The sequence below is a fragment of the Nonomuraea sp. NPDC050547 genome (genome assembly GCF_044457345.1).
In the GTDB taxonomy this organism is placed as follows: Bacteria; Actinomycetota; Actinomycetes; order Streptosporangiales; family Streptosporangiaceae; genus Nonomuraea.
This window is the reverse complement of sequence record NZ_JBITGW010000004.1, coordinates 389136-404147: the sequence shown is the minus strand read 5'-3', so window position 1 is coordinate 404147 and position 15012 is coordinate 389136. Positions and strand designations below refer to the sequence as shown.

The following is a 15012-nucleotide window of genomic DNA, read 5'->3' as shown; positions in this document are numbered from 1 at the left end:
GTGATCAAGACGGCTCTCGCCGGCCTGCGCGCGCACAAGTTGAGACTGCTCCTGACCTCGCTGGCGATCACGCTCGGCGTGGGCTTCATCGCGGGCACGTTCGTCCTCACCGACACCGTCGACGCGGGCTTCTCGCAGAAGGTCACCGCGGAGGCCGACAAGGTCGCGGTCGCGGTGCAGTCCAAGGACCCGGAGAAGCCGCTGCCCACCGCGCTGCTGGGCAAGATCAGGGAGGCCCCCGGCGTCCGGGACGCGCAGGGCCTCATCCGCGGCCCCGCCCCGCTGCTCGGCAAGGACGGCAAGGCCATCGGCGACCTGCCGACCACCGCCGTCTCGATCCCGACCGGCGAACTGGCCCGCGCCACGATCGTCAGCGGCACCGGCCCCGGCAACGACGACCACGCGGCCGTCGTGGACAAGAACACCGCCAAGGCGCAGGGCATCAAGCCCGGCGACACCGTCACCGTGCTCGACCATCGCCAGGCCCGCCACGACTTCAAGGTCGTCGGCATTCTGGACCCCGGCCTGGACCAGGAGCTCGGCTTCACCGGCGCGGTGGGTTTCACCACGGCCACGGCGGAGCGGCTGACCGGCGCGAAGGGCTTCACGGAGATCGACGTGGCCGGCGCCGACCCCGCGGCGCTGAAGAAGGCGGTCGCCGCGGTGGCCGGCGGCGCCGTGGTCATGACCGGTCAGGAACTGGCCGACCAGATGGCGAAGGCGGCGGGCGTGTCGACCGACATGATCACCGTCGGCCTGCTGCTGTTCGGCCTGATCGCCATGCTGGTGGCGGCGCTGGTCATCTACAACACCTTCAACATCCTCATCGCCCAGCGCACCCGCGAGATGGCACTGCTGCGCTGCATCGGCGCCACCCGGCAGCAGGTGTTCGGCTCGGTGCTGTTCGAGTCGGCGATCGTCGGCGTGGTCTCCTCGGCGCTCGGCCTGCTGGCCGGCTACGGACTGGGGGCGCTGGCGATGACGCTGCTGGCCGCCTTCGACGCGCCGCTGCCGACCGGCGCGGGCGTGTCGCTGGCGCCGAAGACGATCGCGATCGGCCTGGCGGTCGGCATCGTGGTCACGGTGGGCGCGGCGCTGCTGCCGGCCCGAGGGGCGACCAAGGTGGCCCCGATCGCGGCGCTGGGCTCGCAGGTGGAGGAGCAGACGTTCCGCGCCGGTGTGCTGCGCATGGTCTTCGCCGGGCTGTTCCTGCTGGCGGGAGCGGGTACGACCGCGGCCGGGGTGATGATGAGGCCCGGCGAGATGGTCTCGCTGTTCGTCGTCATGGGCGGCGGCGCGCTGACCTTCCTGGCGGTGCTGATCCTGGGACCGGTCCTGGTCAAGCCGCTCAGCGCGCTGGTCGGCTGGGTGCCGGGCAAGTTGTTCGGGGTGCCGGGCAGACTCGCCGTGGACAACTCGGGCCGCAACCCCAAGCGCGCCGCCACCACCACGGTCGCGCTGACGATCGGGGTGACCCTGATGACGCTCATCTCGGTGATCACCGCGTCCACGCGGGTGACGATGGACGCCAAGCTCGACAACCAGTTCCCCGTCGACTACATGATCATGACGCAGTCGCGCGAGCCCACCGTCCCCCGGGAGGTCGCCGAGAAGCTGCGCGCCCTGCCCGAGCTGAGCGCGGTGGTCTCGATCCGTGAGGGCACGGCCAAGGTCGGCGGCAAGAAGTTCGACGTCGGGACCTGGTCGGGCCCGCTCAAGCCGGTCGTCAAGAGCGGCACCCTGGACGGCTTCGGGCCGGGCCAGGTGGCCCTGACCGACTATCTGGCCACGGACCTCGGGGTGAAGACCGGCGGCACGATCACGGTGAAGGGCGAGCGGCTCAAGGTGGTGGCCCTCCTCGACGGCGAGGAGACGCCGCTGCCGAGCGTCACGCTGCCGGAGACGTCCTTCGACAAGCAGTTCACCGGCGCGCTCGACTCCCGCGTGATGGTCAACATCAAGGACGGCGTCGCGCCCGAGCAGGCCCGCAGGCTCGTCGATGCGGCCACCGCCGCGTACCCGACGGTCCAGGTGCAGAGCTCCACCGACGTGCGCGGGCAGTTCGACGACGCGCTCGACATGGTGTTGATGATCATCACGGCGCTGCTGGGGCTGGCCATCCTCATCTCGCTGCTCGGCATCGCCAACACGCTCTCGCTGTCGGTGCACGAGCGCACCCGCGAGTCGGCCCTGCTGCGGGCGCTCGGCCTGACCCGGCCGCAGCTGCGCCGGATGCTCTCGGTCGAGGCGCTGGTGCTCGGGCTCATCGGGGCGCTGGTCGGGGTGGTGCTCGGCGCCGTCTTCGGCTGGGCCGCGGTCAAGGCCATGATCGACGGCGCGGTCTACCAGCTGCCGATCGGGCAGGTGCTGCTGTTCGTGGCGCTGTCGGGGGTGGCGGGCGTGCTCGCCGCGGTCCTGCCCGCGCGCCGCGCCGCCCGCGCCTCGATCGTCGGTTCGCTCGCCGCCGGCTAACTCATCGGGGGGTACGGCCCGGCCACTGCTCGGCGACCGTTTCCGGGTCGAGCAGCGGCCGGATCGCCACCTCTCCGCTGGCCCCGTCGATGACGATGCAGCCGCCGCCGACGCTCTCGGGCAGCTGGACGGGGTCGGCGGGTTCGAGCTCCCTGACCCAGGCCACGTACCCCTCGCGGAAGGCGTGGAGCCCGACCGAGACCGCCTCGTCGGCCGGGCGGACGCCGTTGAAGTACTCCTCCGCGACCGCGCGGGCCTGGTCGAGGTTCACCGCGGCAGCCCCTGCCGGTCGACGACCACGCAGAACACGCCCGTCACCGTCGTGTACGGCGGCTCGACCGCCATGTGCCCGCGCTGCGCGTCCACCCAGATCACCTCTCCCGACATGTTGACGGCGTTCCACGCGTGGGCGCCGCCGCCCGGCCAGCGCACCACCAGCACCGCCGCCGCCCCGTGCCCGGCCTCCACCAGCCGCCGCGCGATCACCGGGTAGGCGTGCCGTCCCTGTCCCGCGCACTCGAACCGCTGGCCGACCCAGCGCTCCATCCTGGCGATGCCGCCGTCCTCTCCGGTGAGCAAAGGACGGCCGACCCTGTCGTACTCGGGAAGCCGGGGCGCGGCCGCCGCGGGCTCGCCGTGCCAGGTGGACAGCACCGCCAGGGCGCAGTCCACCGCGTTGCCGGCGCGGAACGGGTCGTCGGCCGGCCCCTCGCCGTTGATCAGCCGGATCCAGGTGCCGCGCGGGTCGGGGAACCGGCTGCCGGACGGGACCGCCCGGATCAGGTCCTGCTCGACCTGCGGGTCGGGATGCGCCAGCCCGCCCGCCACCCCGTACGGCCGGCACTCGGCCAGCCGGGGCGGCCGGTCGGGCAGGTCGAACCAGTCCTCCCCGGTGAAGTCGTCAACGCCGCCGGGCAGGGCCGAGTCGGCGGCCAGCTCGTAGTCGCGCCAGCGCACGCCGTCGGCGACCAGCGGGTTGTAGTGCCCGCCTGGAAGGCTCCACCGGTTGCCGGACTTTCGGTCGCGGAACACGACGCCCGATCGTAGAGGTCCGGTCGCTCTGAGTCAGGGAGTTGCCCGATTCTCTCGAACCCAGCTCGCCGGCAGCACCGCGCCGACCGGACGCCCGGCGACCAGTTCACCGTCCCGGACGAAGCCCTCGGGACGGCCGCGCAGGCGTTCCACCAGCATGCCCCGCCACGGCCCGCCGACCGGCAGCTCGCGCAGCTCGTCCGGGTCCTCGGCCAGGTCGAACAGCTGCTCGCGCCCGTCACCGCTGCGCCAGAGGTACTTCCACCGCCCGTCGGTCAGCCAGTGCGCGCTCCCGGCCCGCGCGGAGATCACATGCTCCCCGTGCAGGACCGGGCGCGGCGGCCCGGACACCGCGTCGCGCCCCTCCACCCCGGCGGGGACGGGCAGCCCGGCGGCGGTCAGCAGGGTCGGCATGACGTCGCGCAGCTCCACCACCCGCGTGTCCACTCCGGGCGCGATGCCGGGCCCGCCCAGGATGAACGGGATACGCGCCGACCCCTCGTAGGGCAGCGACTTGCGGTAGAGGTGGTGGTCGCCCATCATCTCCCCGTGGTCGGAGGTGAACAGCACGATCGTGTTGTCGGCCCCCTCCTCGGCGAGCACTTCGAGGATGCGGTTCACCTGCTGGTCGATGTGCGACATGTGCCCGTAGTAGCCGGCTCTGGCCCGCTGGTGCCGCGCGGGCGGCAGCTCCAGGTACGGCGAGGCCGGGTCATACGGATTCCCGCTGTCGCCCCACATGTCCCTGGCCCACTCCCCCACCGGGACCGGCGGCATCTCGCGCCCCAGGTACTGCTCGAAGGCCCAGGCGGGCGGGTCATAAGGCGGATGCGGCCGGTGGAAGCCGGCGAAGAGGAAGAACGGCCGCGAACGATCCCGGGTCCGCAGGAAGTCCACGGTCCGCTGGGTGACCCAGTTCGTCGGGTGCTGCCACTCGGGCTTGTCCCAGGGCCTGGCCACGGTGCTGTTGCAGTCGACGCCGTGCTCGGCGTAGTCCGCGTCGGCCCGGCCGGTGGCCGCGCGCAGCCAGGGCACGTAGTCGTCGATGTCGGCCAGGTCGGCGGCGTGCCGGCGGGCGTGGTGCAGGTAGCCGTCGTGGAGTTCGACGCTTTCGAAGCCGAGGGTGCTGCGCTCGGGGTAGACGTGCATCTTGCCGATGGCGTGGGTGCGGTAGCCGTGCTCGGTGAAGGCGCCCGCCATGGTGGTCTCGTAGTCCCAGGGCACGCCGTCGGCGTACCCGACGCGGCCGTGGGTGGTGGCGCGCTGACCGGTCATGAGGGAGGCGCGGGCCGGGACGCAGGTGGGGTTGGCGGAGTAGGCCCTGGTGAAGCGGCGGGCTCCGGAGGCCCAGCGGTCGATGAAGGGCGTCTCGACGACGGGGTGGCCGTCGATCGACAGGCAGTCGCCCCGCCACTGGTCGGTGAAGATCACCAGGATGTCAGGCTGTGCCACGGTGGACGAGACTCCAGTTCTGGAACAGGACCCGGCCGGGGCCGGGGTCGCTCAGGCGGTCGAAGAGCAGGTCGGCGGCGGGGGTGAAGTCCATGCGGTCAGGCTCGACGAACGTCACCCGGGTGTCCGGTTCGTGCACGCCGCCGACGGCGACGACCGCCACGTCGTCGGGCACGCGCAGGCCGAGGCTGCGCGCCGCCCAGCAGGCGGCGACCCCGGCGGAGTCGCTCAGCGCGAAGATCGCGGTGGGCCGGTCGGGCCGGTCGAGGAGCGCGAGCGCGGCGTCGTGCCCGCGTTCCCAGGAATTGTCCGTGTACGGCATGAGCCACTCCTCGGGCAGTTCCCCCAGCACATTCCGATAGGCCTCGAAGCGCACCGCCCGATAGTCGTCCTGCCCTTCGCCCGGCCAGCGGCGCAGGCAGGCGATGCGCCGGTGCCCGGCACCGGCGAGGTAGCGCACGGCCTCCTCACAGGCCTGCAGCTCGTTGCTGCGGACCACGTCGAAGCCGTCGGGTTCGATCCCGTTGCCGAACACCAGCAGCGCCAGGCCCATCCCGACGAGCGGCTCGAGCCTGGCCTGGTCGAAGCCACGCCGGTGCCACAGGTCGATCGCGGCCCCGTCGGCGACGTGCCGGCGCAGGTAGCCCTCCCAGTCGCCCTGGACGAACATCGCGGTCGCGTACCCGTGGCGTTCTGCCACCGCCGACAGGTCGCGGGCCAGGGCGGCGGCGAAGGGCGAGCCCGGCCGCCGCGGCACGACGTACACCTGCTCGGTCCGCCCCCGCCGCAGCCCGCGCGCGGCGAAGCTGGGCGAGTAGCCGAGTTCGGCCGCGGCGGCGAGCACGCGCTCGCGGGTCTCCGGCCTGGCGCGGCCGTCGTCGCGTTTGTTGAGCACGTAGGAGACGGTCGCCACCGAGACCCCGGCCAGGCGCGCGACGTCACGGACGGTCGGTTTGGGCGGCACACCCCATTGTTAAACGTTTAACGCCGAGCCGTCAACGGCCCGCCCTCACTCAGCCCACCCGCACGGAGATCGTGTGCCACCCGCTCGCGCCGTCCGGCGCCACCGGCGCCTTCTGCTCGGTCTGCGTACGGCCCGCCGCGTCGGTGGCCCGCACCTGGATCGTGTGCTCACCCGGCGTGGCCTGCCAGTCGAGCGCCCACTGCCGCCAGGTGTCGGCGGTCGGCGCCTGCGCCAGCCGGGCCTGCTGCCACGCGCCGCCGTCCACCCGCACCTCGACGGCGTCCACGCCGGTGTGCTGCGCCCACGCCACCCCCGCGATGGTCGTACGGCCCGCCGCCACCTTGGCCCGGTCCCTCGGCAGGTCGATGCGTGACTGCGTCTTGATGGGCCCCTTGGCCGACCAGCCGCGCGGCGTCCAGTACGCCTCGTCCCGGTCGAAGCGGGTGACCTTGATGTCGACCACCCATTTGGTGGCCGAGACGTACCCGTACAGTCCGGGCACGACCTGCCGGACCGGGAAGCCGTGCGTGAGCGGGAGCGGCTCGCCGTTCATGCCGACGGCCAGCAGCGCGTTTCTGCCGTCCATGACCACGTCCACGGGAGTTCCGCAGGTCCAGCCGTCGTCGGAGGTGGACAGCAGCATGTCGGCGGCGCTCTGGACGCCCGCCTCGCGCAGGATCGCGGCCAGCGGCACGCCGAGCCAGCGGGCGTTGCCGGCCAGGTCGCCGCCGACCTCGTTGGAGACGCAGGTGAGCGTGACATCGGCCTCGGTGAGGGGGCGTTTGAGCAGGTCGGCGTAGGTCAGCTCGATGGGGCGGTCGACCATGCCGTGGATGCGCAGCCGCCACTCCCTGGGGTCGATCCTGGGCAGGATCAGCGCGGTGTCGACCCTATAGAAGTCCCGATTTTTCGTGACGAAGGGGGTGAGGCCGTTGAGCCGGAAGTCCACGCCCTGCGGGAGCGGCGCTGCGGGCGTGGCCGCCTTCGGCAGGACGAGGCCGCCGCGGGCGGCATCGATCGCCTCGGACCCGGACCAAGCCCGGCCCAGGATGGTGGAGGCGCCCGCGGCCACCGCGCCACCGGCCGCCCCGACCAGCAGCCGCCGCCGGTCGAAAGCCATCTCCGGCCCATGAACAGTAGGCCACTCAGACGGCCCGCCACCTGCCGGTCCATCCCCCGCCGGACCATCCCCGGCCGGACCATCGGCCGTCGTGTAGGCCCGCCGTACCAGAAGGCCGAGCGCCCAGATCCCCACCCCGAGCCCGGCGACGGTCGGCAGCACGTCGGCCGGACCGGCGTCGGGACGGGTCAGCACCGCCCACACCCCGATGACGGCAAACGCGGCCAGCCCCGCCTGGCCGTACCCGATCCGCCGGGCCGCCAGCACACCGAGACCGGCGGCGGCCGCCGCGAGCAGCACGAGCACCCCCGCGACCAGGACGGTCTTGTCGTTCTCGCCGAACGTCGCGATCGCCCAGTCCTTGACCGGAGCGGGCGACAGGTCCACGACCGCGTCACCCACGGCCGCCACGGGAAAGGCCTCGGGCCGCACGACGGCCGCGACCAGCTGGGCCACGCCCAGTGCCACGGCCCCGGCCACGAACCCGGCCAGCGCTCCCGCCCACGCGGGAACCACATGTCTACGCACACCCCGACGCTACGCCGGCGGAGGGGTGGAGGATCTTACGCCCTGGTTACGAGGAGTTCGCGGACGATCGGGTCGAGGGCGCGGAACGCGCGGCCCCGGTGGCTGATGGCGTCCTTCTCCTCGGGCGAGAGCTCGGCCGCGGTACGGCTGCCGCCGTCCGGCAAGAAGATCGGGTCGTAGCCGAAGCCGTGGGACCCGCGGCGCTCGCGGATCAGCCGGCCGGGCAGCGTGCCCTCGACCGCCCGCGTCTCCCCAGTGGGCAGCGCGAGCGCGGCCGAGCAGGCGAAGTGCGCGGTCAGCAGCGGGTCGGGCACGTCGCCCACCTGGGCGAGCAGCAGGTCGATGTTGGCCTCGTCGTCGCCGTGACGGCCCGCCCACCGGGCCGAGAAGACGCCGGGCATGCCGTTGAGCACGTCGACGCAGAGCCCGGAGTCGTCGGCGACCGCGGGCAGCCCCGAGCCCTGGGCGACCGCGACTGCCTTGAGCAGGGCGTTCTCCTCGAAGGTGACGCCGGTCTCCACGACGTCCTCGATCTCGGGGAACTCCTCAAGCCCGACGATGTCGAAGCCGGCGAGGATGCGCCGCAGCTCGGCGATCTTACCCTTGTTGCGGGTGGCAAGGATGATCTTCACGCGCGCAGTGCCTCCTGCTGGTGGAGCGTCAGCTCCTCGCAGCCGGTGACGGCCAGGTCGAGGAGCTGGTTGAGGGCGTCACGGTCGAAGGGCACGCCCTCGGCGGTGCCCTGCACCTCGACGAAGCTGCCCTCGCCGGTCATGACGACGTTCATGTCGGTCTCGGCGGCGACGTCCTCGGTGTAGCAGAGGTCGAGCATCGGCACCGTGCCCACGACGCCCACGGAGACCGCGGCGACCGAGCCGACCAGCGGGTCTCCCGGACACATCTTGCGCTTGCGCATCCACGCGACCGCGTCGGCCAGCGCGACGTACGCGCCGGTGATCGCGGCCGTGCGGGTGCCGCCGTCGGCCTGCAGCACGTCGCAGTCGATCAGCACCGAGTTCTCGCCCAGGGCCTTGTAGTCGACGCAGGCGCGCAGCGAGCGGCCGATCAGGCGGGAGATCTCATGGGTGCGCCCGCCGATCTTGCCGCGGACCGACTCGCGATCGTTGCGGGTGTTGGTCGCGCGGGGCAGCATGGCGTACTCGGCGGTGACCCAGCCCTGCCCGCTGCCGCGCCGCCAGCGCGGCACGCTGTCCTGGACGGAGGCGGCGCACAGGACCCTGGTGCCGCCGAACTCCACCAGCACGGAGCCCTCCGCGTGGGTGAGCCAATCACGGGTGATGGTGATCGGGCGGAGCTGGTCGGGAGTGCGGCCATCCTGTCGAGACATGCAGATCACCCTATCTCCGCGGGCGTATGCCCTTGACCGCCCCCGGCCTAGACATAGATCCTTACCCAATGACAACGGGGGTGTTACGTAACCCGGACTTCCTCCGATTCATGGGCTCACATCTGGCCAACGAGTTCGGAGCCAACATCGCACGGGTGGCTCTCCCCCTGGTCGCCGTGCTGTCGTTGCACGCGTCGCCGCTTGAGGTGGGCGCGCTCGCAGCGCTGCAGTCCGCCGCGTTTCTGATCATCGGGCTGCCCGCGGGGGTGTGGGTGGACCGCCTGCGCAAGCGCAGGGTGATGATGCTCGCCGACGCGGGCCGCTTCCTGCTGCTGAGCAGCATTCCGCTGGCCGCCGCGCTGGGCGTGCTGAGCATGCCGGTCCTCTACACGGTCGCCCTGCTCGCCGGTCTGGCCCAGGTCTTCAATGACGTCGCCGACCCGACGTACCTGCCGTCGCTGGTCGGCAAGGAAGAGCTCACCGACGGCAACGCCAAGCTGGAGGTCGTGCGCAACGGGGGCGCGCTGGCCGGTCCGAGCCTGGGGGGCGCGCTGGTGCAGTTGCTGGGCGCTCCGCGCACCATGCTGGCCACCGCTCTGGCCGCGCTCGCCTCGGCCGTCTTCCTGGGCACGATCAAGAAACCGGATGCGGCACCCGTGCGATCGGAACGTTCCCGGCTCCTGCCGGACATCGCCGCCGGGATGCGGGCCGTATGGGGTGACCAGGTGTTACGCGCGTTTCTCGCCGCGACCGCCGCGACCAACATCTGCGTGAGCGCCGTGCTCAGCCTGTCGGTGTTATTCCTGGCCACGGTGGTGCACCTGCCGCCCGGATTCATCGGCGTGCTGCTCATGTCGGGCGCGATGGGCGGTCTGCTCGGCGGCGTGCTCGGCGCCTGGCTGTTCAGAAGGTACGGCCAGGCCAGGGTCACCTGGCTGGCCCTCGCCCTCAGCTCGCCCTTCGGCCTGCTGCTTCCCATGACCGAGGCCGACTGGCGCGTCTCCTTCTTCGCGCTGACCTCGATCGCCCTGTCCTTCGGCGGCATCCTCTACAACATCGGCGTGATCACCTACCGGCAGACGGTCATGCCGGAGAACATGCTCGGCCGCGTCAACGCCACGGTCAGGTTCATCGTCTGGGGCACGATGCCGGTCGGCGCGCTGCTCGGCGGCATCGTGGCCCATGAGATCGGCGTGCGCGAGGCGCTGTGGGTGTTCATGGCGGGGCGGCTGGTGTCGTTCGCGCCCCTGCTGTTCTCCCGGCTGCCGCGCATGCGGGACTTCGTGAAGGTTCAGGCCAGCTCGTAGACCGCCCCGCTGCGGGCCAGCTCGATCGGGCCGGCGAACGCGCCGGTCGAGGCCTCGTCGAGCACCCGCAGGCGGTCGTGCCACGGCACCAGGTGGGTCAGCACGAGCCGGCCCACACCCGCCTTGGCCGCGTGTTCGGCGGCCTGGCGGCCGGTCAGGTGCAGGCCTCGCGGCAGGTCGGGGCCCTCCAGGAAGGAGGCTTCGCACAGGAGCAGGTCGGCGCCGTCGGCCAGCCGTACCAGTTCCTCGGACTCGCCCGTGTCGCCGGAGTAGGCGACGCTGCGCCCGCCGTGGGCGGCGCGGAAGCCGTACGTCTCGACAGGATGGTTGACGCGCCCGGCCGTCACCGTGAACGGCCCGATCTCGAAGGTGCCCGGCGCCAGCGCGACGAAGTCGAAGGCGGTCTCCAGGCCCGGCTCCTCGGGCATGCCGTAGGCGGCGGCGAGCCTCCGCGAAGCGTCCTTCGGCGCGTAGACGGGCACTCTCGGGTACGGCGCGGCCGGCCCGTAGGTGCGTGCCACGTGATATCCGCACAGGTCGAGACAGTGGTCGGCGTGCAGATGGGTGAGGCAGATGGCATCGACGTCATAGAGGTCGATGTGGCGTTGGAGCGCTCCCAGCGCTCCACTGCCGAAGTCGAGCAGCAACCTGAACCCCTCGGCCTCCAGCAGGTAGCAGGAAGCGGGGCTGTCCGGGCCCGGGAAACTGCCCGAGCAGCCGACGATGGTCACCTTCATGTGGGCCTCCCATAAGAGGTACTACCCCCCACGGGTGCGAGGTCGACCGCGTCGATCTCCGGCCCCAGGAAGCGCCGCCCGAGCTGGGCGAACAGGGTCGAGTCGCCGGTGGCGAGGAATCGGTGCCGGGGGGTGGCGCCGTTCCCGGCCGCCAGGCCGCGGTCGTGCAGGATCCGGTAGACGTCCTTGGCCGTCTCGTCGGCGCTGGAGACCAGCGTGACGCCGTCGCCGGCGACGTAGGAGATCGCGCCGGTCAGGAGCGGATAATGGGTGCAGCCCAGGATCAGCGTGTCGCATCCGTCGTCCTGGACGGGCGCCAGGTAGCCGCGGAGCACCTCGATGAGCTCCTCGCTCATCGTCTCACCGCGTTCGACGTACTCGACCAGGCGTGGGGCGGCCACTCCGGTCAGGCGCATGTCGGGTGCGGCGGTGAAGGCGTCGTTGTAGGCCATCGACTCGATGGTCGCTCGGGTGGCGATCACGCCGACCCGGCCGTTGCGGGTGGCCCGCACGGCCCGGCGGGTGGCCGGCTGGATCACCTCGACGACCGGGACGTCGTAGCGCTCGCGAGCGTCGCGCAGCACGGCGGCACTGGCGCTGTTGCAGGCGATCACGAGCATCTTGACGCCGGTCTCGACGAGGTGGTCCATCACCTCCAAGGCGTACTTGCGCAGCTCCGCGATGCGTTTGGGACCATACGGCTGGTTGGCCGTGTCGGCGACGTAGGTGACGGACTCATGAGGCAGCTGGTCGATGATCGCCCTGGCGACCGTCAGGCCGCCCACCCCGCTGTCGAAGATCCCGATGCTCGCGTCTGGCACGCATTCGAGGGTAGGCGACCTGCCACGACTTCACCGCGTAAGAATGCTCACATTGTCACCCGCGTCCCACCCTGGCCAGCTGCCTCGACTGAGCCACCAGGCGGCCGGCCGAGTCCCAGACCTCGACCTCCTCGTCGAACCAGCCGTCGGAGATGAGGCGGCCGCTGCCCGTCACCGTCAGCCAGCCGGGGGCGGGGACGGCGCGAAGGTGCCAGGTCAGGTCCACGGTCGGCGCCCAGCCGCGGTGCCCTGCCGAGAACACCACGGGCGGCAGCACGTCCACGGCCAGCGCCAGCACGTACGGGTCGGGGTCCTGCTCTTCGGCCATCCGGAAGTAGGCGCGCGACTCGGGGCGGCCGCTCGGCCGGCCGGACAGCCAGCCGATCGTGGGCGGGTCGAAGCGCAGGTCGAGCTGGGCGTTGAGCGTCATGCCGGACTCGGGCTTGGGATCGGGCAGCTTCCGGCAGTCCTCGATCGGGGGCAGCACGGGCGGCTTCTCGCTGAAGCCGGGGGCGGCGCCCGCCAGCGTGGCCGTGGTGATCAGGGCCTCGATCTGCGGCATGTCGTTCTGGATCAGCCGCGCGCGGGCGAATCCCACGGTACGGCCGGCCTTGAGCGGCTCCACCAGCACCCGCGCCGGCCCCGGCACCGGAGCCTTGAGGAACTGCGCCGAGGTGCTCACCGGATGCTCGAACGGCGAGGCGTCCACCGCGGCCCGCAGGATCACCGCCATCAGGTAGCCGCCGTTGAGCGGTCCCCCGATCGCGTAGCCGGGGTCGAGGCAGACGTCGTAGGTCTGGTCGTCGACCCTGATCGCCTGGGTCGCCTCGTCGAACTTGGTCATCCCGTTGCCACCTCAAGTCCGGAACTAAATTCTAGTAAACCCATACTCTAGGGCATCCCGCCTATCAGCGCGCCTACCTGCGTAAACGTGATTCTGGTGCGAGGGTCGCGCGCATGGCACTCACCGAGCTCATGGGGCAGTCGGTCTGGGATTCCCAGGGCATCTGGGTCGGACACGTCGTGGACGTACGCGTGGTCAGGAACAAGGGCGGCCTCCAGGAGAGCCACACGGTCTACGGATTGGTGGTCTCGGCCATCCGCGGACCGGTCTTCTTCGGGCTGACCCGCGATCGCGAGGGCCGGTTCGGGTGGGTGTCCGAGGCGGTGGCCAAGGTCGTCTATACGGGGTGCACGTTCGTGCCGTGGGAGACCGTCGAGGACTACGGGGACGGTGAGGTGATCCTCAAGGCCCAGAAGAAGGAGCTTTCACGGGTGTAACACGATTTAGTCCATTGCAAGCGATCCGCTAGAGACATCCGATAACTTCCATGTGGTCAAAAATCCACATTGTGAGTTGAGTGATGTCTGCGAATAATCCCCCGAGTGGCCAGGATCCGGATCGGACGACGGCATACCGCTGGAACGAGGAGCAGCAGCCGTACCCGCCGCAGCAGCCTTACCAGCAGCAGCCCCAGTACGGCCAGCAGCAGCCCTACGGTCAGCAGGCCGCTTACGGGCAGCAGCAGCCGTCCCAAGGCCAGCCCAACTACGGTCAGCCTGCCTACGGCCAGCCCTCATATGACCAGCCTTCGTATGGCCAGCCCTCATATGACCAGCAGCAGCAGTACGGCCAGCAGCCCTATGGCGGCCAGCAGCCCTACAACCAGCAGCAACAGCAGTACGGCGGCCAGCCCCAGCAGGGCGGCTGGCAGCAGGAGGGCCCCGAAGGTTTCGGCCCCTCGGAGCCGCCGGTCAAGCAGGGCGGCGGCAACCGCAAGGGCTGGATCATCGCCGGCATCGCGGCGCTGGCCGTCATCCTGTTCGGCGGCGGCACCGTCTACGCGCTGAGCGCCCTGGGCGGCGGTGGCACACAGCCGCACGAGGTGCTGCCCGCCGAGTCCTTCGCCTACATGCGCCTGGACCTCGACCCCGCCGCCAACCAGAAGGTGGCGTTGTTCCAGCTCGCCAGGAAGTTCACCGTCACCAAGGACTCCTTCAAGGGCGAGGACCCGCGCCAGGCGCTGTTCGACGCGGCCAAGAAGGACGACGAGCGGCTGTCCAAGCTGGACTTCGCCAAGGACATCGACCCCTGGCTCGGCAGCCGGATCGGCGTCGGCGTCCTGCCGCCCGCCGCCGGCAAGAAGGACCCCGGCTTCGCCGTGGCCGTCCAGGTCAAGGACGAGGAGCAGGCCAAGGCGGGCATCGCCAAGCTCATGGGCGAGGAGAAGTACGGCGTCGCCTTCCGCGAGGACTACGCCATCCTCACCGAGAAGCAGGCCGACGCCGACAAGTACGCCACCGGCTCGACCAGCCTCGCCGACAACAGCGACTTCAGCGGCGACCTCGACGCCGTGGGCGAGCAGGGCGTCCTGTCGTTCTGGGGCCACGTAGGCAAGATCGGCCAGCTGGCCAAGCCTGACATGTCCCCGGAGGAGACGAAGGCGTTCGAGCAGGTCAAGAACGCCCGCTTCGCCGGCGCCGTCCGCTTCGACGCCGCCTACGCCGAACTCGCCGGCATCGTCAGAGGCGCCGACGGCCTGGTGAGCAGCGACCCCGAGTCGGCCAACCTCGCCACGCTGCCCGCCAGCACCGCGGGCGCGTTCTCCATCTCGGGCCTCGACCAGCTCATCACCAAGAAGTGGGCCGAGATCGAACAGTCCATGTCCGCCACACCCGGCGGTGCCCAGATGAAGCAGTTCGTGGAGCAGGCCAAGACCCAGTACGGCCTGGCCCTGCCCGACGACCTGGCCACCATCCTGGGCAAGAACCTGACCTTCGCGGTGGACGGCGAGGGCCTCGACTCCCAGCAGTTCAAGGCCGGCGTCCGCATCGTCACGGACCCCGCCAAGGCACAGGCCATCGTCGACAAGGTCGAAAAGGCGATCACTTCCCAGGGCCAGCCGGCCCCCAAGATCGCCAAGGTCCCCGGCGACGGCACCTTCACCCTGGCCACCACGGATGAGTACGCCAAGAAACTCGCCGAGGAAGGCGCCCTGGGCGACAGCGAAACCTTCAAAACCGCCATCCCGGACGCCTCCTCAACCAGCTACGCGATCTTCGTGGACCTGGACAAGGTAGAAAAGCTCTACCTGGAGTCGATGCAGGGGGACGACAAGGCCAACCTGCAGGTCCTGCGAGCAGTGGGCCTGAGCGGCAAGCAGACCACCACCGAGGCCACCTTCTCCCTCCGCCTCCTGTTCAACTAAGAGAACGCCAAGAAGGGGCGGC

The 15012-nt window shown here is 71.0% G+C and carries 14 protein-coding genes; 4 read left to right on the top strand and 10 right to left on the bottom strand.

What is annotated here, in order from left to right; all coding sequences use genetic code 11:
- On the top strand, positions 1-2472 hold the full coding sequence (locus ACIBHY_RS12630; RefSeq protein WP_397253351.1) for an ABC transporter permease: 2472 nt from the start codon (positions 1-3) through the stop codon (positions 2470-2472).
- A 1-nt stretch (position 2473) separates the two neighbouring features.
- Here ACIBHY_RS12630 and ACIBHY_RS12625 read toward each other — a convergent pair whose 3' ends face one another.
- Genes ACIBHY_RS12625 through rph form a run of 7 tightly spaced genes read right to left on the bottom strand, consistent with a single transcriptional unit; the run spans position 2474 to position 8916 of the window.
- The gene (locus ACIBHY_RS12625) at positions 2474-2743 is read right to left on the bottom strand and encodes a hypothetical protein (protein ID WP_397253349.1); all 270 of its coding nucleotides are present in this window, start codon (positions 2741-2743) and stop codon (positions 2474-2476) included.
- A complete protein-coding gene (locus tag ACIBHY_RS12620; RefSeq protein ID WP_397253347.1) occupies positions 2740-3504 on the bottom strand; it encodes a toxin glutamine deamidase domain-containing protein in 765 nt (254 codons plus the stop codon). Before ACIBHY_RS12620 ends, ACIBHY_RS12625 begins: the two co-directional genes overlap by 4 nt.
- A 33-nt stretch (positions 3505-3537) precedes the next feature.
- A complete protein-coding gene (locus ACIBHY_RS12615) occupies positions 3538-4956 on the bottom strand; it encodes an arylsulfatase (RefSeq protein ID WP_397306711.1) in 1419 nt (472 codons plus the stop codon).
- Complete coding sequence (locus ACIBHY_RS12610; RefSeq protein WP_397306710.1) at positions 4943-5920, bottom strand: LacI family DNA-binding transcriptional regulator; 978 nt, start codon at positions 5918-5920, stop codon at positions 4943-4945. The genes ACIBHY_RS12615 and ACIBHY_RS12610 overlap by 14 nt, the downstream gene beginning before the upstream one ends.
- A 49-nt stretch (positions 5921-5969) precedes the next feature.
- Entirely contained in the window at positions 5970-7568 is a 1599-nt protein-coding gene (locus ACIBHY_RS12605; protein WP_397306709.1) for a molybdopterin-dependent oxidoreductase, read from the bottom strand.
- Between the two features lie 35 nt (positions 7569-7603).
- Positions 7604-8200: an RdgB/HAM1 family non-canonical purine NTP pyrophosphatase gene (gene rdgB, locus ACIBHY_RS12600; RefSeq protein ID WP_397253339.1), complete on the bottom strand. Its 597-nt coding sequence runs from the start codon at positions 8198-8200 to the stop codon at positions 7604-7606.
- Positions 8197-8916: a ribonuclease PH gene (rph, locus tag ACIBHY_RS12595; protein WP_379609173.1), complete on the bottom strand. Its 720-nt coding sequence runs from the start codon at positions 8914-8916 to the stop codon at positions 8197-8199. The genes rdgB and rph overlap by 4 nt, the downstream gene beginning before the upstream one ends.
- Positions 8917-9026: 110 nt before the next feature.
- Between rph and ACIBHY_RS12590 the strand changes: the two genes are divergently transcribed.
- On the top strand, positions 9027-10223 hold the full coding sequence (locus ACIBHY_RS12590) for an MFS transporter (protein WP_397306708.1): 1197 nt from the start codon (positions 9027-9029) through the stop codon (positions 10221-10223).
- On the opposite strand, the gene ACIBHY_RS12585 is transcribed toward ACIBHY_RS12590, so the two are convergent.
- From ACIBHY_RS12585 to ACIBHY_RS12575, 3 genes are read right to left on the bottom strand one after another with little or no spacing between them, the layout of a single operon-like run.
- On the bottom strand, positions 10208-10960 hold the full coding sequence (locus ACIBHY_RS12585) for an MBL fold metallo-hydrolase (protein WP_397306707.1): 753 nt from the start codon (positions 10958-10960) through the stop codon (positions 10208-10210). The genes ACIBHY_RS12590 and ACIBHY_RS12585 overlap by 16 nt on opposite strands.
- On the bottom strand, positions 10957-11781 hold the full coding sequence (murI, locus tag ACIBHY_RS12580; RefSeq protein ID WP_397253333.1) for a glutamate racemase: 825 nt from the start codon (positions 11779-11781) through the stop codon (positions 10957-10959). The genes ACIBHY_RS12585 and murI overlap by 4 nt, the downstream gene beginning before the upstream one ends.
- Before the next feature lie 55 nt (positions 11782-11836).
- Positions 11837-12625 (bottom strand): thioesterase family protein, encoded by a 789-nt coding sequence (locus ACIBHY_RS12575; RefSeq protein WP_397306706.1) that lies wholly within the window; start codon positions 12623-12625, stop codon positions 11837-11839.
- A 113-nt stretch (positions 12626-12738) separates the two neighbouring features.
- Here ACIBHY_RS12575 and ACIBHY_RS12570 point away from each other — a divergent pair, with 113 nt between their 5' ends.
- Positions 12739-13062: a hypothetical protein gene (locus ACIBHY_RS12570; protein WP_397095041.1), complete on the top strand. Its 324-nt coding sequence runs from the start codon at positions 12739-12741 to the stop codon at positions 13060-13062.
- A gap of 83 nt (positions 13063-13145) precedes the next feature.
- Complete coding sequence (locus tag ACIBHY_RS12565; protein ID WP_397253329.1) at positions 13146-14990, top strand: DUF3352 domain-containing protein; 1845 nt, start codon at positions 13146-13148, stop codon at positions 14988-14990.
- Positions 14991-15012 lie beyond the last annotated feature (22 nt).